The 16,042-nt window shown below is 72.6% G+C and carries 19 protein-coding genes; 13 read left to right on the top strand and 6 right to left on the bottom strand.

What is annotated here, in order from left to right:
- The first annotated feature begins 40 nt into the window (after positions 1–40).
- From EDD40_RS24355 to EDD40_RS24345, 3 genes are all read left to right on the top strand, one after another.
- Positions 41–715: a diacylglycerol kinase family protein gene (locus tag EDD40_RS24355; RefSeq protein ID WP_123744993.1), complete on the top strand. Its 675-nt coding sequence runs from the start codon at positions 41–43 to the stop codon at positions 713–715.
- A 111-nt stretch (positions 716–826) separates the two neighbouring features.
- Entirely contained in the window at positions 827–1,486 is a 660-nt protein-coding gene (locus EDD40_RS24350; RefSeq protein ID WP_123744992.1) for an HNH endonuclease family protein, read from the top strand.
- 6 nt (positions 1,487–1,492) lie between these two features.
- Positions 1,493–1,741: a hypothetical protein gene (locus EDD40_RS24345; protein ID WP_123744991.1), complete on the top strand. Its 249-nt coding sequence runs from the start codon at positions 1,493–1,495 to the stop codon at positions 1,739–1,741.
- Positions 1,742–1,784: 43 nt separating this feature from the next.
- Here EDD40_RS24345 and EDD40_RS24340 read toward each other — a convergent pair whose 3' ends face one another.
- Together EDD40_RS24340 and EDD40_RS24335 are read right to left on the bottom strand one after the other, a co-directional pair.
- A complete protein-coding gene (locus EDD40_RS24340; RefSeq protein ID WP_123744990.1) occupies positions 1,785–2,867 on the bottom strand; it encodes an FUSC family protein in 1,083 nt (360 codons plus the stop codon).
- Positions 2,868–2,872: 5 nt separating this feature from the next.
- Entirely contained in the window at positions 2,873–3,280 is a 408-nt protein-coding gene (locus EDD40_RS24335) for a DUF3151 domain-containing protein (protein ID WP_123744989.1), read from the bottom strand.
- A 294-nt stretch (positions 3,281–3,574) separates the two neighbouring features.
- Here EDD40_RS24335 and EDD40_RS24330 point away from each other — a divergent pair, with 294 nt between their 5' ends.
- Both EDD40_RS24330 and EDD40_RS24325 read left to right on the top strand, forming a co-directional pair.
- Positions 3,575–4,690 (top strand): hypothetical protein, encoded by a 1,116-nt coding sequence (locus EDD40_RS24330; protein WP_246038352.1) that lies wholly within the window; start codon positions 3,575–3,577, stop codon positions 4,688–4,690.
- Between the two features lie 66 nt (positions 4,691–4,756).
- Positions 4,757–5,938: a serine hydrolase domain-containing protein gene (locus tag EDD40_RS24325; RefSeq protein WP_123744987.1), complete on the top strand. Its 1,182-nt coding sequence runs from the start codon at positions 4,757–4,759 to the stop codon at positions 5,936–5,938.
- 69 nt (positions 5,939–6,007) lie between these two features.
- On the opposite strand, the gene fbaA is transcribed toward EDD40_RS24325, so the two are convergent.
- The gene (gene fbaA, locus EDD40_RS24320; protein ID WP_123744986.1) at positions 6,008–7,042 is read right to left on the bottom strand and encodes a class II fructose-bisphosphate aldolase; all 1,035 of its coding nucleotides are present in this window, start codon (positions 7,040–7,042) and stop codon (positions 6,008–6,010) included.
- 94 nt (positions 7,043–7,136) lie between these two features.
- Between fbaA and EDD40_RS24315 the strand changes: the two genes are divergently transcribed.
- Positions 7,137–7,424 carry a DUF427 domain-containing protein gene (locus tag EDD40_RS24315; RefSeq protein WP_123744985.1) on the top strand — a complete coding sequence of 96 codons (288 nt, stop codon included), beginning with the start codon at positions 7,137–7,139 and terminating at the stop codon, positions 7,422–7,424.
- Here the strand turns inward: EDD40_RS24315 and EDD40_RS24310 are convergent.
- Entirely contained in the window at positions 7,421–8,248 is an 828-nt protein-coding gene (locus tag EDD40_RS24310) for a TIGR03620 family F420-dependent LLM class oxidoreductase (RefSeq protein WP_123744984.1), read from the bottom strand. The two genes, EDD40_RS24315 and EDD40_RS24310, sit on opposite strands and share 4 nt — an antisense overlap.
- 112 nt (positions 8,249–8,360) lie before the next feature.
- On the opposite strand from EDD40_RS24310, the gene EDD40_RS24305 reads away from it, so the two are divergent.
- Both EDD40_RS24305 and EDD40_RS24300 read left to right on the top strand, forming a co-directional pair.
- Positions 8,361–9,293 carry an aldo/keto reductase gene (locus EDD40_RS24305; protein ID WP_123744983.1) on the top strand — a complete coding sequence of 311 codons (933 nt, stop codon included), beginning with the start codon at positions 8,361–8,363 and terminating at the stop codon, positions 9,291–9,293.
- 72 nt (positions 9,294–9,365) lie between these two features.
- A complete protein-coding gene (locus EDD40_RS24300) occupies positions 9,366–10,229 on the top strand; it encodes a short-chain dehydrogenase/reductase (protein WP_246037791.1) in 864 nt (287 codons plus the stop codon).
- Here the strand turns inward: EDD40_RS24300 and EDD40_RS24295 are convergent.
- The gene (locus tag EDD40_RS24295; RefSeq protein ID WP_123744982.1) at positions 10,226–10,504 is read right to left on the bottom strand and encodes a YciI family protein; all 279 of its coding nucleotides are present in this window, start codon (positions 10,502–10,504) and stop codon (positions 10,226–10,228) included. The genes EDD40_RS24300 and EDD40_RS24295 overlap by 4 nt on opposite strands.
- Positions 10,505–10,570: 66 nt before the next feature.
- Here EDD40_RS24295 and EDD40_RS24290 point away from each other — a divergent pair, with 66 nt between their 5' ends.
- The 5 genes from EDD40_RS24290 (at position 10,571) to EDD40_RS24270 (ending at position 14,600) form a co-directional block, all read left to right on the top strand.
- A complete protein-coding gene (locus tag EDD40_RS24290; RefSeq protein ID WP_053714368.1) occupies positions 10,571–11,149 on the top strand; it encodes a SigE family RNA polymerase sigma factor in 579 nt (192 codons plus the stop codon).
- Between the two features lie 452 nt (positions 11,150–11,601).
- Positions 11,602–12,507 carry an ROK family protein gene (locus EDD40_RS24285; RefSeq protein WP_246037790.1) on the top strand — a complete coding sequence of 302 codons (906 nt, stop codon included), beginning with the start codon at positions 11,602–11,604 and terminating at the stop codon, positions 12,505–12,507.
- The gene (gene nagA / locus EDD40_RS24280; protein ID WP_123744980.1) at positions 12,504–13,661 is read left to right on the top strand and encodes an N-acetylglucosamine-6-phosphate deacetylase; all 1,158 of its coding nucleotides are present in this window, start codon (positions 12,504–12,506) and stop codon (positions 13,659–13,661) included. Before EDD40_RS24285 ends, nagA begins: the two co-directional genes overlap by 4 nt.
- Before the next feature lie 4 nt (positions 13,662–13,665).
- Positions 13,666–13,851 carry a hypothetical protein gene (locus EDD40_RS24275; RefSeq protein WP_123744979.1) on the top strand — a complete coding sequence of 62 codons (186 nt, stop codon included), beginning with the start codon at positions 13,666–13,668 and terminating at the stop codon, positions 13,849–13,851.
- Between the two features lie 11 nt (positions 13,852–13,862).
- A complete protein-coding gene (locus EDD40_RS24270; protein ID WP_123744978.1) occupies positions 13,863–14,600 on the top strand; it encodes a DedA family protein in 738 nt (245 codons plus the stop codon).
- A gap of 18 nt (positions 14,601–14,618) precedes the next feature.
- On the opposite strand, the gene EDD40_RS24265 is transcribed toward EDD40_RS24270, so the two are convergent.
- Entirely contained in the window at positions 14,619–15,995 is a 1,377-nt protein-coding gene (locus EDD40_RS24265; protein WP_123744977.1) for an FAD-binding oxidoreductase, read from the bottom strand.
- Positions 15,996–16,042: the final 47 nt, after the last annotated feature.

Raw genomic sequence — 16,042 nt, 5'->3', positions numbered from 1 at the left:
TCCAGCCGGCACAGGACGGCTGTTGAGGTTAGACCAGGAGATGAAGGTGCGCGGAATCGTGCTGGCCTGCGGAAACTCGCAGTCGCCATTGATCACGGACGGTGACCGTTTCGAGGTCCGCCAGGTGGCGGAACGGCCCGGGAAGGCCGAGGTGGACGCGGTTCTCGCCGATTCGGGTGACAAACGTCTCGTCGTGCACGGCACCGACGGCGACCTCAACGCGGTCGTGCTGCGGCTGCTGCGCACCGAACGGCTCGCCGACGTGCCGCTCGGGTACGTGCCCGCGGACCCGCGGTCCGAGGTGGCCGCGCTCTGGGGCCTGCCGACCGACCCGGGCCGCGCGCTCGACCTCGCGCTGTCGGGTGATCCCGACCGGGTGCCGCTCGTCCGCGACGACGTCGGCGGCGTGCTCGTCGGCCTCGGCTCGCTCGGCCCGGTGCGCGGGGTCGGCTACGGGGACGACACGGTGGTGCTCCGGGGCCAGGCGTCCCGGCTGGAGGTGACGCCGGACCCGGAGGGCGGGCCGGGTCTGGTCGTGCGGGTCATCCACAAGCGGTTGTTCGGGCGGAAGGTGACCAGCACGCAGGCGCGCGCGTTCCAGCTGGGCTGCCTGCCGGTGCAGGTGGACTCCGACGGCGTCCCGCACCCGCGGCCGATGGGCAAGTGGACCTGGTACCGCCACACGGAAGACCTGCGGCTGGTCCGCGGGATGTAGTGACGGAGGAATTTTCTCGGCCGCCATTCAGGCGTCACTCGAAAGCGTTGTGACGGAAGGAGAATTGACCCAAGGTAATTCCGACAGCTTCCAACTAGGAAGGTCGGAATTATGTCAACGGTCAACAAAACCGCGCGTTCCACCGCATTCCCGCGGCTTCCGGCTCTTTCCCTGCTCCTGGCTGGTGTGCTGGCAGTCGGCCTGGTCACCCCCGCCCAGGCGACACCGCCGAACATCCCGAGCACCAGCACCGCCCTGTCGGAGCTGGCCGCGCTGAGGGTGGCCACCGAAGGCTCGACCAGCGGCTACTCGCGGGACCTGTTCCCGCACTGGAGCACCGTGTCGGGCGCCTGCAACACCCGCGAGACCGTGCTCAAGCGCGACGGCGCGAACGTCGTCACGGACTCCGCCTGCGCGGCCACGTCCGGCCGCTGGTACAGCCCGTACGACGGCGCGACGTGGACGGCGGCGTCCGACGTCGACATCGACCACGTCGTGCCGCTGGCCGAGGCGTGGCGCTCCGGCGCGTCGTCGTGGACCACGTCGCGCCGGCAGTCCTTCGCCAACGACCTGACGAGCCCGCAGCTCATCGCCGTCACCGACAACGTCAACCAGGCCAAGGGCGACCAGGACCCGGCGCTCTGGAAGCCGCCGCTGACCTCCTACTGGTGCACGTACGCGAAGATGTGGACGCGCTCGAAGCACACGTGGGGTTTGAGCGTGAACCCGGCGGAGAAGTCTGCACTGCAAAGCATGCTCGGGAGGTGCTGACGACCGATGGCTGACCTGTCTTCCGCCTTCGTGGCCGGACCCGGCGGCGTGATGACCGACGAGGTCGGCGTGGTGACCGGCGACCTGGAGCTGCGCACCACGCTCGACGGCGGGAAGCTGCGCGCGAGCGTGCGCTACGAGGGCGCCGAGGAGTGGTACGCCATCACCGGCGCGTCGTGCGAGATCGCCGACCCGGCCGACCACCAGGCGGTGCACGCCGTCCTGCTCGGCGTGCTGAACCGCCCGGAGGGCTAGGCGCTCCCGGAGTCGTTGCCGCCCGCCGGACCGCGCCGGCGGCTCACCGCCGGCTGAGGGGCGGCAACGACTCCGCGGCTTCCGACCTGGACAGCCCGGTCGCCTGGAGCAGGTCCACGGCCACCGACCGGACCTGCGCCAGCACCACCTTGGTGGAGAAGCCCTCGCCGCCCAGGTGCTGCGCCGTGGCGCAGGTCGCCGCGTCGCGCACCGCCGCCCGCGCCCGCTTCGGCTCGACACCGCGCTCCAGCTCGCCGCGCAGCACGTCCACCGCGTCCGCGTACTGCCGCAGCACGTCGGGCAGCACGTCCGGCATCCGCTCGCCGTCCCGCAGCGCCGCCAACGCCCGCCGCGCCAGCACCCTGGTGTTGCGCAGCGCGTAGTCCACCGGCGTCGCGGCCGTCTCGTACCGGCCCAGCTCGTGCCGCCTGCGCCAGCGGATCGGCGCGATGGTGGCGATCTCGCCGCCGGTCTTCAACGCGGCCGCGAACTCGTCCACCGCCTCCTGGCTGCCGCGCAGCCGCGCCAGCACCCCGGCGGCCTGCACGGCGTCGGACTCGGTCACCGCCGTCGCCACGCCCCGCAGCGCCCCGGTCAGCTCGCCGAGCACGACCTTCGCCTGCCGGTGCGCCACGGTCAGCGGGTTCGCCGGCAGCAGCGCCGTCACGGCCAGCCCCACGAGGCCGCCGACCAGCGCGTCCACCATCCGGTCCAGCCCGCCGCCGGCGCTGGGCGGCAGCAGCGTGGCGACCAGCACCGCCGACGAGCCGGACTGCAGCGCGATCACCGCGCCGCCGTCCAGCAGCACCGCCGCGGACATCGCCAACGCCACGACCAGCGCGATCTGCCACGGCCCGGAGCCGATCAGCGAGATCAGCACGTCGCCGACGCCGACGCCGACGGACACGCCGACGACCAGCTCCACCACCCGCCGCAGCCGCTGCCCCAGCGACACGCCGAGGCAGACGACGGCGGCGATCGGCGCGAAGAACGGGTGCGCGTGACCGACCAGGCCGGTGGCGACCAGCCAGGACAGACCGGCGGCGAGCGCGGCCTGGCCGATCGGCAGGGCCGTGCTCTGCCACCGCTTCAGCCTGCGCGCCACCTCGTCGCGCACGGCACCCACGTGGCTCAGCTCAGGCCGAGCGCGGCGGGCGCCGCCGGGTCGCTGTCGCCGAGGAACTTGCGGCAGCGCTCGTACTCCTCGCTCTCCCCGATCTCGTCGGCGGCCCGCGCCAGCGCCGCCAGCGCGCGCAGGAAGCCCTGGTTGCCGCGGTGCGACCAGGGCACCGGGCCGTGGCCCTTCCACCCGGAGCGGCGCAGCTGGTCGAGACCGCGGTGGTAGCCGGTGCGCGCGTACGCGTAGCCGGCCACCGGGTCGCCGGTCTGCAGCGCCCGCTCGGCGAGCAGCGCCCACGCCTCGCTGAAGTCGGGGTAGGCGCGGACGATCTTGGCCGGGTCGGTGCCCGCCTCGGCGGCGGCCTGCGCCTCCGGGCGGTCCGGCAGCAACGTGGGTTCGGGACCGAGCAGGTTGTCCATGCCCTCAGCTTAGGAATACCCGGGCCACCGCAGCGACCAGTGCCAGCACCAGCGCGGTGACGATGAGGCCGGCGACGACCTTCTTTCCCATGGAAGCGCTCCTCGGTTCTCAGTGAACTCTCAGGGCGGCACCTTTCCCGTCGCGGCCATTCGGAGCAACGAACATCACCTGTTAGCATGAGTCGACCCGGAATACGCTGGTCATGGACATCCCCTAGGGGATGTTCCGGGAAAATTCCAGGGCGGGGCACCCTTCCAGCCACCCCAGCCGGGACGCATCATGGGCGGGTGAACATGGGGGTAACCAATCGCGTCGCGCACTTCCGCGACCAGTACTGGGAGCGCGGCGAGCCGGGGCGTGAGACGCCACCGGCGCTCGTCGCCGGGCTCTACAAGCTCTGGCTCGTCGGTCTGCTGCTCAAGCTGATCGGCTCCTCGTGGGACGTGGCCTGGCACTTCAAGTGGCTGCGCGACGAACTGGCGCCACCACACATGATCAACACCGTGGGCACGGTGATCGTGGTCGGGTTGACCCTGTTCCACACCTACACCGGCTACGGCGCGGACAAGACCGCGCTGCGGCTGATGCAGTGGGGCACCGGCGTCTTCCTGGTCGCGCTGCCCATCGACCTGATCAACCACCGGATCAACGGCCTCGACATCACGTCGTGGAGCGGGTCGCACGCCCTGCTGTACCTGGGCACCGCGATCATGATGGCGGGCGCGATCCGCGGCTGGATCCGGCTCTTCCCGGCCGGCGGCCGGTGGCGGGTGCTCGGCCTGACCGGGCTGTGGCTGCTGTTCCTGGAGAACATGTGGTTCCCGAACCAGCACCAGGAGTACGGCGTGCTGGAGATCGCCTCGTGGGACCGCGGCGACCCGTACGCCGAACCGAGCCTGCTGCAGTTCGCCGCCGACCAGATCGGCCGGCCCGTGGACCGCGAGTCGATCGTCCAGTTCTCGCTGCCCATCCCCGACTGGGTCTACCCGGTGTGGGGCCTGGTCGCGGCGGCGCTCGTGCTGGTGATCGCGCGGCGCACGATCGGCGTGCCGTGGGCCGCGACGGCGGTGGCGGGCGGCTACGTCGCCTACCGCCTGCTGATCTGGCCGCTGCTCGGCGTCGCCGACTTCCCGCTGTCGACCGTGCCGGTGTTCCTGCTGCTGATCGGCCTGGCCGTGGACGCGGCGCACCTGGGCAGGCTGTCCGGGCCGCTGGCCGCCGTGCTCGGCTCCGCGGCCGTCACCGGCCTGGGCTACGGCGGGATCTGGGCGTTGCAGGCGGTCGACGCCGCGCCGCCGATCCTGTACCCGTCCGCCGCGGTGACGTTCGTGGTGCTGACCGCGCTCTGGCTGGTCGCCGACCGGGTCGAGGTGGGGCAGACCCCCGGACGACCACTGGTGGTCGCCTGATTCCGGGCGCTCCGGTTCCCCCCGAGGATCGGTCGGGTGCAGCCCGAACCCTTGGGGGGAACTTTCATGCGCCGACTTCTCCGCGCCGCCGCGGCCGGGGCGCTGGCCCTGTCCCTGACCGCGACCACCGCGGGCCTCGCGGCCGCCGCCCCGCCGGACCGGTTGGCGAGCGCCGTCGACCGGGCCCTGGCGGCGGGCGTCCCCGGTGTCGTCGTCCGGGTGGACGACGGGCGCGGCCGGCCGGTGGAGGTCGCCCGGCAGGCCCGCTGGACGCTCCCGGACCACCGGCTCCGGTCCGACGACGAGTTCAAGATGGCGTCCAACACGAAGACGGTGTCCGCGACCCTGGTCCTGCGGCTCGTCGCCGAACGGCGGATCGGCCTGGACGACCCGGTCGGGCGGTGGCTGCCGGGTGTCGTGCCGAACGGTTCGGCGGTCACGCTCCGGATGCTGCTCAACCAGACCAGCGGCCTGTTCGACTACCTGGACGACCCGCGCCTGCTCGGCCTGCTCACGGGGCGGCAGCCGCGGCCCTGGCCGCCCGCCGACCTGGTCGCCGTGGCCGTGTCGCACCCGCCGCTGTTCGCGCCCGGTGAGCGCTGGGACTACAGCAACACGAACTACACGCTGATCGGGATGGTGCTGGAGGCCGTGACCGGCCGGCCGTACACCGACCTGGTGGAGCGGCAGGTGCTCCGGCCGCTCGGGATGGGCGACACCTACTTCGCCGACGGGACCGGGTTCCGCGGCCGGCACGCCCGCGGGTACGAGCCCGACGCCGAGCACCTCGGCCCGCTGCTCCCGCCCGGCGTGCCCGTCGGCGACGGCTTCGCCGGTCCTCGGCGCCACGAGCACGTCGACGTCACCGGGATCGACCTCGGCCCCGCGTGGGCCGCCGGTGGCCTGATCTCCACCCCCGCGGACTGGCGCCGCTTCCTCACCGCCCTCATGTCCGGCCGGCTGATCCCCCGCCACCTGCTCGCGGAGATGCGCGACGCGGTGCCCCAGGGCGGCTCCAGCCCCCACGGCTACGGCCTGGGCGTCATGGAGGTGACGACGTCCTGCGGCACGGTCTGGGGCCACTCGGGCGGCTTCCCGGGCTACCGCAGCCACAACTACGCCGACGCCGCCGGCGACCGCACCGTCACCGTGCTGCTGACCACCAACTTCGCCCTCGCCGCGCCGGACGCGGCCGCCGCGCAGGCGGAGCTGGTGGACGCCGCCGTCTGCCGCCTGAACGGCAGGTAGCGGTCCGGCCGGGAACGCGGAACGGCCCCCTCCGCGACCGGGAGGGGGCCGTTCGCCGTGCGGGACGTCTCAGCCGGCGATCATGCGGCCGGACGACTTCAGGTGCTCGCACGCCTGGGCGATGCGGGCGGCCATGCCCTGCTCGGCGGCCTTGAGGTAGGACCGCGGGTCGTAGGCCTTCTTGTTGCCGACCTCCCCGTCCACCTTGAGCACGCCGTCGTAGTTGGCGAACATGTGACCGACGATCGGCCGGGTGAACGCGTACTGCGTGTCCGTGTCGATGTTCATCTTGATCACGCCGTACGTCAGCGCCTCGTGGATCTCCTCCAGCAGCGAGCCGGAGCCGCCGTGGAAGACCAGGTCGAACGGCTTGGAGCCGGCCGGCAGGCCCAGCTTCTCGGCCACCACGTCCTGACCCTGCTTGAGGATCTCCGGGCGCAGCTTCACGTTGCCCGGCTTGTACACGCCGTGCACGTTGCCGAACGTCGCCGCGACCAGGTAGCGGCCCTTCTCACCGGCGCCGAGGGAGTCCACCGTCTTCAGGTAGTCCTCGGGGGAGGTGTAGAGCTTCTCGTTGATCTCGGCGACGACGCCGTCCTCCTCGCCGCCGACGACGCCCACCTCGATCTCGAGGATGATCTTCGCCTTGGCGGTGAGGTCGAGCAGCTCGGACGCGATCTTCAGGTTCTCGTCGAGCGGCACGGCCGAGCCGTCCCACATGTGCGACTGGAACAGCGGGTTGAGCCCGCGGTCCACCCGCTCCTGGCTGATCGCGACGAGCGGCCGGACGTAGCCGTCGAGCTTGTCCTTCGGGCAGTGGTCGGTGTGCAGCGCGATGTTCACCGGGTACTTCTCGGCGACCACGTGCGCGAACTCCGCCAGCGCAACCGCGCCGGTCACCATGTCCTTGACCTTGGTGCCCGAGGCGAACTCGGCACCACCGGTCGAGACCTGGATGATCCCGTCGCTCTCGGCTTCCGCGAAACCTCGCAGGGCCGCGTTGAGGGTCTCGGACGAGGTGACGTTGATCGCGGGGTAGGCGAACTCGTTCGCCTTCGCGCGGTCGAGCATCTCGGCGTAGACCTCGGGGGTTGCGATGGGCATCTGTGGGTCCTCCTCGGGTGCCCGGAACGCGGTGTCGGCAGCATCCTACGGGCACGGGCCGGCGACCGAAGATGATCAACGGCATAGTGGTGTCATGGCGATCGCACGGTGGAACGGCGAGATCATCGCCGAGAGTGACAAGACCGAGATGGTGGAGGGGAATCACTACTTCCCCCTGGAGTCGGTGCACGCCCAGTACCTCAGGCCGTCGGACACCACGTCGGTCTGTCCCTGGAAGGGCACGGCGAGCTACTACACGCTGCACGTGAAGGGTCAGGACAACGCCGACGCCGCGTGGTTCTACCCGACGCCCAGCGAGGCCGCGGCGAACATCAAGGACCACGTCGCGTTCTGGAAGGGCGTGGAGGTCTCCGAGAACTAGTCGTCCTCCAGCGCGGCGGCGACGTCGCGCAACGCCTGCTGGGCATCTGGGGCGCCGACCACTTGGACGGCCACGTGGTCGGCGCCCGCTTCGTGGTGCTCACGCAGGCGTTTCGCGACCCGCTCGACCGAGCCCCAGGCGACCAGGGCGTCCACCAGGCGGTCGCTGCCGCCGCCGGCCAGGTCGTCCTCGGTGAAGCCGTGCCGCAGCCAGTTGCGGGTGTGGTCGGGCCGGCCCAGGTACTCGGCCAGCGCCTCCCGCCCCAGGTCACGGGCCCGTGCCGGGTCCTCCTCCAGCACCACGTGCTGCTCGGGGGCGAGCAGCACGCCCGCGCCGACGGTCTCGCGCGCCCTCGCCGTGTGGTCGGGCGTCACCAGGTAGGGGTGGGCGACGCTCGTCCGGGCGGCGGCGAGCCGGAGCAGCCGCGGGCCGAGCGCGGCCAGCGCCAGGCGGTCGCGCGGCACGTCCAGCTCGTCCAGGTAGTGGATCAGCTTCTGGTAGGGGCTGTGATGGACCTCACCCACCAGTTCACCGTTCCCGGTGCCGATGCCGACCAGGAACCGGTCCGTCCACGCCAGTGCCCGGTAGCCGTCGTTGACCTCGCCGGCCGGTGTCGTCCAGACGTTCATCACGGCGGTCGCCACGGTGATCTTCTCGGTGGCGTCCAGGAGCTCGGAGACCGTGGTCATGACGCTGCCGTCGGGCGACCCGCCCAGCCAGAGCGCGCCGAACCCGAGCCCTTCCAGCTCGGCCGCGTCCTCGCCCCGGCCCACCCACCGCGCGGCCCGGTCCCACACGCCGTACCTGCCCAACTCGACCGTCATTTCGTCTCCCCGCGAACTAGGTGGTGCTGACGACTGCCAACCGCGCCGCCGCGCCATTTAGTCCTGGCTGGTCCATTCGGCGAGATCGGACCGGCGCGCCTAGCTTCGCGACATGACGAAACTCGGAACCAGCGACCTCGACGTGTCGCGCCTGTGCCTGGGTGGCAACGTGTTCGGCTGGACCGCCGACGAGGACGCCTCGTTCGCCGTGCTGGACGCCTTCACGGGGGCCGGGGGCAACTTCGTGGACACCGCCGACGCGTACTCGGCGTGGGCCGAGGGCCACGTCGGCGGCGAGTCGGAGACGATCATCGGCCGGTGGCTGCGCAGCCGCGGCAACCGGGACTCGGTCGTCGTCGCGACCAAGGTCGGCATGCTCGACGGCCTGGCCGACCTCAAGGCCGACACGATCGAGCGCGCCGCCGAGGACTCCCTGCGCCGCCTCGGCGTGGACCACATCGACCTGTACTACGCGCACAAGGACGACCTCGACACGCCGCAGGAGGAGACGCTGGCGGCGTTCGACCGGCTGGTCCGCGCCGGCAAGGTCCGGCACGTCGCCGCGTCCAACTACACCGCCGAGCGGCTCACGTCGGCGCTCGCCGTGTCCGGGCGCGAGGGCTTCGCCGGGTTCGTCGCGCTCCAGCAGGCGTACAACCTCGTGGACCGCTCCTACGAGGGCGAGCTGTCCCGCGCGGTGGCCGACCACGGGCTCGCGTCCGCCCCGTACTGGGGCCTGGCGAAGGGCTTCCTGACCGGCAAGTACCGGCCGGGCGTCGAGGTGGAGAGCGCGCGGGCCGCCGCCGCGTCGAAGTACCTGGACGAGCGCGGACTGCGGATCCTCGCGGCGCTGGACGAGGTCGCGGCCGCGCACGGCGCCACCCAGGCGGCGGTCGCCCTGGCGTGGCTGGCGGAGCAGCCGACGGTGGCCGCGCCGATCGCGTCCGCCCGCACCGCCGACCAGCTCGCCGACCTGCTCCCGGCCCTGGAGCTGGAGCTGAAGGCCGACGAGGTGGCGGCGCTGACCGCGGCCAGCGCCGTTTAACTCCCCAGTAGCTTACTGGCGGTAAGTTGCGTTACGGTGGCCTCCCTGGCTGGACGGGCTGAGGAGGTCACCGTGGACGTTGCGGGCAAGGTTGTCCTGATCACTGGCGCGGCGAGGGGCATCGGCGCGGAGGTGGCGCGGCGGTTGGCCGCGAAGGGCGCGAAGCTCGCCCTGGTCGGGCTGGAGGGCGACCGGCTGCGGGAGGTGGCCGAGGAGTGCGGCGGCCGGGCGTGGGAGGCCGACGTCACCGACTGGGCGGCGCTGGAGACCGCGGTGGCCGGCGTGGTGGACCACTACGGCGGCATCGACGTGGTCGTCGCCAACGCGGGCGTCGCCGCCACCGGTTTCATCCGGTCGATGGACCCCGCGGCCTTCGAACGGGTCATCGAGGTCAACCTGCTCGGCGTGTGGCGCACGGTCCGGACGTGCCTGCCGCACCTCGTCGCGAGCCGCGGCTACTGCCTCGTCGTGTCGTCGCTGGCGGCGATCGTGCACATCCCCGGCAACGGGGCCTACTCCGCGGCGAAGGCGGGCTGCGAGGCGTTCGCGGACAGCCTGCGCGCGGAGGTGCGGCACCTGGGGGTGGACGTCGGCGTGGCGTACTTCTCGTGGATCTCCACCGACATGGTCGACAGCGCCGACGAGCACCCCGTGTTCGGCCCGATGCGCAGCGGCATGCCGGGGTTGGCGGGCAAGAAGTACCCGGTCGCCGACGTCGGCAAGGCGGTGGTCCGGGCGATCACCCGGCGGTCGAAGGCCGTGCACGTGCCGGGCTGGGTCGGCGGCCTGAAGCTCTTCCGCGCGTTCACCCCGAAGGTCGTCGACCGGCAGGCGGCGAAGTCGGTGCCCGCCGCCGACCGCGAGATGGCGGCGAACGACCTGTCCGGCCTGGTCGGACCGGGCGGCTCGGCCGCCGCCGCGGCCAAGAAGGGCTAGAGCCAGACGCCCGTCAACGCCTGCCACTCGTGCACGCGCGTCTCCTTGACGACGCCGGCGGGCGTGTACGGGTCGGCGGCGAGGACGTCGCGCAGCTCCGCCTCGTCGGCGACCTCGTAGACCAGCAGGGCGCCGGACTGGTCGGCGTAGGGGCCGGACACGAGCAGCACCCCCCGTTCGACCAGCGTCGCCAGGTACTCGCGGTGCGCGGGCCGGACCGCCATCCGCTCGTCCTGGTTGTCGCCGAAGACCAACTCGACCGCGAACCGAGCCATCGAATGCCCACCTCCGTTGTGCAGCGCCGCACCGAAGCTACCCCGTGAGGAGGTAACGTCTTTTCCGTGGTCGGTCCCGATCGGAACAGCGGCGGCATCGCGCGTGTGCAGGACACGCTGACGAACCTGCGGATCCAGGACGGCGCGGCACCGGCCCCGACCGGCCCGCTGACGCTGGAGGACCTGTACCGCCAGCACCGGATGCGGCTGGTCCGGCTGGCGCTGCTGCTGGTCGACGAGCCCGCCACGGCGGAGGACGTGGTCCAGGAGGCGTTCACCGGCCTGTACCGCAACTGGAAGAACCTGCGGGACGCGCAGGCGGCCGTCGGCTACCTGCGGACCGCCGTCGTCAACGGCTCGCGCAGCGTGCTGCGGCGGCGCAAGACGGCCCGCGACTACACCCCGCCGCACGTGGCGAACGCGCGTTCGGCCGAGAGCCTCGCCATGCTCACCGCCGAGCACCAGGCGGTCGTGCGGGCGCTGTCCCAGCTGCCGCCGAGGCAGCGGGAGGTGCTCGTGCTGCGCTACTACGGCGACCTCTCCGAAGCCGAGATCGCCGAGGCCACCGGCATCAGCAAGGGCACGGTGAAGAGCACCGCGAGCCGCGCCCTGGACGCCCTGCAGAAGATCATGGCCGGCAACTAGTCGCCAGGTCCGCGGTCGCCAGGTCCGCCTGTCGCCGGGCCGCGCCCCTCACGGCCACGTCGTCGCCCGACCCACGGGCGACCGGCCGTTCCGAACGGCATCGCGGAACCCGGCCGACCCGAACCGACGCCGGCCTCCGCCGGCCTGTCGCCTCGCGAACCCTCACCTCGTGAACCGCGCCTGCGGTTGTCGCCTCGCCGACCGCCACCCGGGGTCGGCCCTCGCCGACCGTCGGGCCCTCGTGCCGCGGGTCGTCCACCCGCCCCCGGCGAGCCGGAACGGCTGCGCAGGGGTCCCCGCCCAGGGGATCCCTGTTCTTGATCCTGCCACCGGGCACCGACGGATCCGGCCCGGCGAGGGCGGCCTGTGGACAACTCGCGGCCGGACCGGACTCGCCCAATCGGACACTTGGTATAGACCAATGGCGGTCGGATGCCGCAGTATCGGTCCTCGTGGCGCGCACAAGACACGTGATAGCCGTCGACGTCGGCGGGACCGGGACGAAGGCGGCCCTGGTCACCGGTGGACCCGGCGGGGTGGTGGCGGTGAAGCAGCAGCGGCGCGCGACCAGGCCCGGCGGTGACGCCGTGGTCGAGGACGTGGCCCTGCTGGTCGACGAGCTGCGCACCGCCTCGGAGCACCCGGTCGACGCGATCGGGCTGGTCGTGCCGGGCATCGTGGACGAGGCGACCGGCACCGGGGTCTACTCGGCCAACCTCGGCTGGGCCGACTACCCGTTCCGCGACCGGATCGAAGCGGCGACCGGCCTGCCGGCCGCGTTCGGCCACGACGTGCGGGCCGGTGGCCTGGCCGAGCTGCGCCAGGGCAACGCCCGCGACCTGACCGACGCGGTGATCATGCCGATCGGCACGGGCATCGCCGCCGCCCTCGTCCTGGACGGCCGGATCTCGTCCGCGCCGGGCGAGGTCGGGCACGTGAACGTGGGCCACGGCGACCCGTGCGGCTGCGGCCAGACGGGTTGTGTCGAGGCGCGGGCGAGCAGCGCCGCGATCGCCCGCCGCTACACCGAGCGCACGAACCGCCACGTCACCGGCGCGGTGGACGTGGCGAGGCTGCTCACGGAGGGTGACGTCGACGCGGCCGAGGTGTGGCGCGAGGCCGTCGACGCGCTCGCGAAGGGCATCCTGCTGGTAGCCGCGCTGCTGGGCCCGCGAGCCGTCGTGCTCGGCGGTGGCCTGGCGCTGGCGGGTCCGAAGCTGACGGATCCGCTGGGCGGACGACTGGACGAGCTGATCACGTTCCAGCGACGCCCGGAACTGCGGTTGGCCGCGTTGGGCGACGAGGCCGGGTGCCTCGGGGCCGCGCTGCTGGCCATCGACATGCTGGAGGAGAGATGAGCACGTGGGGTGGACCCGTGGACGTGACCCTGACCGGTGGTCGGGTCGTCACGCCCGACGGGGTGCTCGACCAGGGGTGGGTGGCGGTGCGGGACGGCCTGATCGCGGCCGTCGGCGAGGGGGCGCCACCGGACGGCCCGACGACGGACGTGGGCGGCGGCTGGCTGGTGCCGGGCTTCGTCGACATCCACTGCCACGGCGGCGGCGGTGAGGCGTTCACCAGCGCCGACCCGGCCCGGGTGGTCAAGGCGGCGAACGCGCACCGCAGGCACGGCACCACCACGCTGCTGGCGAGCCTGGTGTCCAGGCCGGTGCCGGAGCTGGCCGACCAGGTCAGGGCGCTGGCCGAGCTGGTGCGGGACAACGTGGTCGCGGGCATCCACCTGGAGGGCCCGTTCCTGTCCGCGGCGCGCTGCGGCGCGCACGACCCGGCGATCCTCCGCCCGCCGGACCGCGCCTCGATCGACGAGCTGCTCGGCGCGGGCGGCGGCGCGGTCCGCATGATCACCGTCGCGCCCGAGCTGGAGCACGGCGTGGACGCGGTGCGCCACCTCGTCGCCAACGACGTCCTGGCCGCGATCGGCCACACCGACGCCACCGAGGCGCAGATCCGGCCGGCCGTCGAGGCGGGCGCGTCGGTCGCCACCCACCTGTTCAACGGGATGCGGCCGCTGCACCACCGCGAGCCGGGTCCGATCGGCGCGCTGCTGGACGACGAGCGCGTCACCGTCGAGCTGATCTGCGACCTGGTGCACCTGCACCCGACGGCGGTGCGGCTGGCCGCGCGGCACGCGGGCGTGCGGCGGACCGTGCTGGTGACCGACGCCATCGCGGCGGCGGGCGTGGGTGACGGCGTCTACGACGTGGGCGGCCTGGAGGTGCGGGTGGTGGACGGCGTGCCGACGCTGGCCGGTGGCGCGTCCCTCGCGGGCAGCACGCTGACCATGGACGCCGCGTTCCGCAACGCGGTGCAGTCGTGCGGCCTGACCGTCGAGGAGGCCGTGCACGCCACCTCGACGCGTCCCGCCCGGCTGCTGGGGTTGCAGGGCCGCACGGGTGAACTCCGGGCCGGGCTCGCCGCCGACGTCGTGGTGCTCGACGCCGAGCTGAAGCCGCGCGAGGTGATGAGCCGGGGCGCGTGGGTGAAAGACTGAGCCGGTGCCCGAAGACCACGAGAAGCTGGTGGCCGACGCGTTGCGCGCACAGGCCACCAGCTCCGGCGCGCACCCCCACCTGCCCGTGCGGCGGGCCCGTCCGGCGCTGGGCGCGGGGTGGGTGCTGCTGCTCGCGGTGCTGCTCGGGCTGGCCGCGGGCACGGTCGTGGCGGTCATGACCCTCAGGTAGGTGCCTGTACCGTGGTCGCCGTGACTGTCGCGCTCACCTCCACGGTTGCCCTCGGTCCGGACTGGCTCGACCCGGCGATCCTGCTCAAGGGGCTCGGGCCGTACATGCTGGTCGGCCTGTGCTTCATCATCTTCGCGGAGTGCGGCCTGCTGGTGGGCTTCTTCCTGCCGGGTGACTCGCTGCTGTTCACCGCGGGCCTGTTCGTGGCCTCGGGGGTGCTGGAGTACCCGCTGTGGCTGGTGTGCCTGCTCCTGACGGTGTGCGCGCTGGCGGGGAACGTGGTCGGCTACTGGATCGGCCACCGGGCGGGACCGGCGCTGTTCGCCAAGCCGGAGTCGAAGATCTTCAAGAAGGAGTACGTCGACAAGACGCACGAGTTCTTCGACAAGTACGGCGCCCGCGCGATCGTGATGGCCCGGTTCGTGCCGATCGTGCGCACGTTCATCACCGCCATGGCGGGCGTCGGCCGGATGGACCCGCGCAAGTACTTCACGTACTCCCTGATCGGCGGCGTCGCGTGGGCCGCGGGCCTGACGGTGCTCGGCTACTTCCTCGGCCAGATCCAGTTCGTGCGCGACAACCTCGAGATGATGCTGATCCTGATCGTGCTGCTCTCCGTGGTGCCGATCATCATCGAGATCGTGAAGGCGCGCCGCGAGAAGAAGTCCCTGCTCGCGCAGGAGGCGGCCGACATCACGCAGGTCATCGAGCGGGTGGACGAGACGCAGCGCATCCGGCCCGTCGACTGAGCCTCGCCCGGCCGCCGGCTACCCCAGGTCGAACATCGAGCCCGGGTTGAAGAGGTTCTCCGGGTCCAGCGCGCGTTTGATCTCGCGGTGGACCCGCAGGCCGACCGGGCCGATCTCGCGGGCCAGCCACTCGCGCTTGATCTTGCCGACGCCGTGCTCGCCGGTGATCGTGCCGCCCAGCGCCAGCCCCAGGGCCAGGATGTCGTCGAACGCCCGCCGCGCCCGCGCGAACTCGTCCGCCGACGTCGGGTCGTAGACGATCGTGGGGTGCATGTTGCCGTCGCCCGCGTGCCCGACCACGGCGATCCGCAGCCCCAGCGACTCGCTGATCCGCTCGCACCCGGCGATCAGGTCCGCGATCTTCGTCCGCGGCACGCACACGTCGTCGGTCAGCCACGCGCCGTAGACCTCCAGCGCGGTCAGCACGGCCCGCCGCGCGGTGAGCAGGTCACGGCCCTCGCCGAGGTCGTCGGTGGCGTAGACGAGCTCCGCGCCCGCCGCCACGCACGCCTGCTCGATCGCGGCCAGCTCGTGCCGCCCCGCCTCGCCGCCCGAGTCGGACTGGCACAGCAGCAGCGCCGCGCCCGCGTTCAGGTCGGTCTTGAGGTGCTGCTCCACGGCCCGGATGGACGTGCGGTCCATGATCTCCATCAACGACGGCACGATGCCCTCGGTCACCACGCGGCTCACCGCCACGCCCGCGGCCGCCGTGCTGCCGAACGTGGCCACCAGCGTGGCCGGGGCCTGCGGCAGCGGCCGCAGCGCCAGGGTCGCCCGGGTGATCACGCCGAGCGTGCCCTCGCTGCCGACGAACAGCTTGGTCAGGTCGTACCCGGCCACGCCCTTGACGGTCCGCCGACCGGTCCGCAGCAGCTCGCCGTCGGCCAGCACCACGTCCAGCCCGAGGACGGAGTCGGTGGTCACGCCGTACTTCACGCAGCACAGCCCGCCCGCGTTGGTGGACAGGTTGCCGCCGATGGTGCACCAGTCGTAGCTGGACGGGTCGGGCGGGTAGAACAGCCCGTGCTTCTCCACCGCGCCGCGCAGGTCGAGGTTCACCACGCCCGGTTCGACCACGGCCAGCCGGTTGTCCGGGTCGACTTCCACGATCGCGTTCATCTTCGTGGTCGCCAGCACCACGCAGCCCTCGACGGCGTTCGCCGCGCCGGACAGCCCGCTGCCCGCGCCGCGCGGCACGATCGGCGTCCGCGCCGCCGCGCAGGCCCGCACGACCGCCTGCACCTGCGCCGCCGACGTCGGCAGCACCACCGCCAGCGGCTGCCCGTAGGGCGCGAGCGGCATCATGTCGCGCTGGTAGCTCGCGGTGACGTCGACGTCGGTCAGCACCGCGTCGGCACCCACGGCGGAGCGGAGTTCGGCGAGCAAGGCCTCCATCCGTCCACGCTAACCCCCGCGACCGCGATCACTCCAGCCCGTGTTCG

This window comes from Saccharothrix texasensis (assembly GCF_003752005.1).
GTDB classification, from domain to species: Bacteria; Actinomycetota; Actinomycetes; order Mycobacteriales; family Pseudonocardiaceae; genus Actinosynnema; species Actinosynnema texasense.
Note: the sequence above shows the minus strand (reverse complement) of the source record. Positions and strands in the feature narration are given on the sequence as shown.

Excerpts from the sequence above, each read along its gene's own strand:
- EDD40_RS24335 (WP_123744989.1), bottom strand. The coding sequence starts at position 3,280 with ATGGACAACCTGCTCGGTCCCGAACCCACGTTGCTGCCGGACCGCCCG.
- EDD40_RS24345 (WP_123744991.1), top strand. The coding sequence starts at position 1,493 with ATGGCTGACCTGTCTTCCGCCTTCGTGGCCGGACCCGGCGGCGTGATG.
- EDD40_RS24315 (WP_123744985.1), top strand. The coding sequence starts at position 7,137 with ATGGCGATCGCACGGTGGAACGGCGAGATCATCGCCGAGAGTGACAAG.
- EDD40_RS24350 (WP_123744992.1), top strand. The coding sequence starts at position 827 with ATGTCAACGGTCAACAAAACCGCGCGTTCCACCGCATTCCCGCGGCTT.
- EDD40_RS24295 (WP_123744982.1), bottom strand. The coding sequence starts at position 10,504 with ATGGCTCGGTTCGCGGTCGAGTTGGTCTTCGGCGACAACCAGGACGAG.
- EDD40_RS24305 (WP_123744983.1), top strand. The coding sequence starts at position 8,361 with ATGACGAAACTCGGAACCAGCGACCTCGACGTGTCGCGCCTGTGCCTG.
- EDD40_RS24355 (WP_123744993.1), top strand. The coding sequence starts at position 41 with ATGAAGGTGCGCGGAATCGTGCTGGCCTGCGGAAACTCGCAGTCGCCA.
- EDD40_RS24265 (WP_123744977.1), bottom strand. The coding sequence starts at position 15,995 with ATGGAGGCCTTGCTCGCCGAACTCCGCTCCGCCGTGGGTGCCGACGCG.
- fbaA (WP_123744986.1), bottom strand. The coding sequence starts at position 7,042 with ATGCCCATCGCAACCCCCGAGGTCTACGCCGAGATGCTCGACCGCGCG.
- nagA (WP_123744980.1), top strand. The coding sequence starts at position 12,504 with ATGAGCACGTGGGGTGGACCCGTGGACGTGACCCTGACCGGTGGTCGG.
- EDD40_RS24310 (WP_123744984.1), bottom strand. The coding sequence starts at position 8,248 with ATGACGGTCGAGTTGGGCAGGTACGGCGTGTGGGACCGGGCCGCGCGG.
- EDD40_RS24325 (WP_123744987.1), top strand. The coding sequence starts at position 4,757 with ATGCGCCGACTTCTCCGCGCCGCCGCGGCCGGGGCGCTGGCCCTGTCC.
- EDD40_RS24330 (WP_246038352.1), top strand. The coding sequence starts at position 3,575 with ATGGGGGTAACCAATCGCGTCGCGCACTTCCGCGACCAGTACTGGGAG.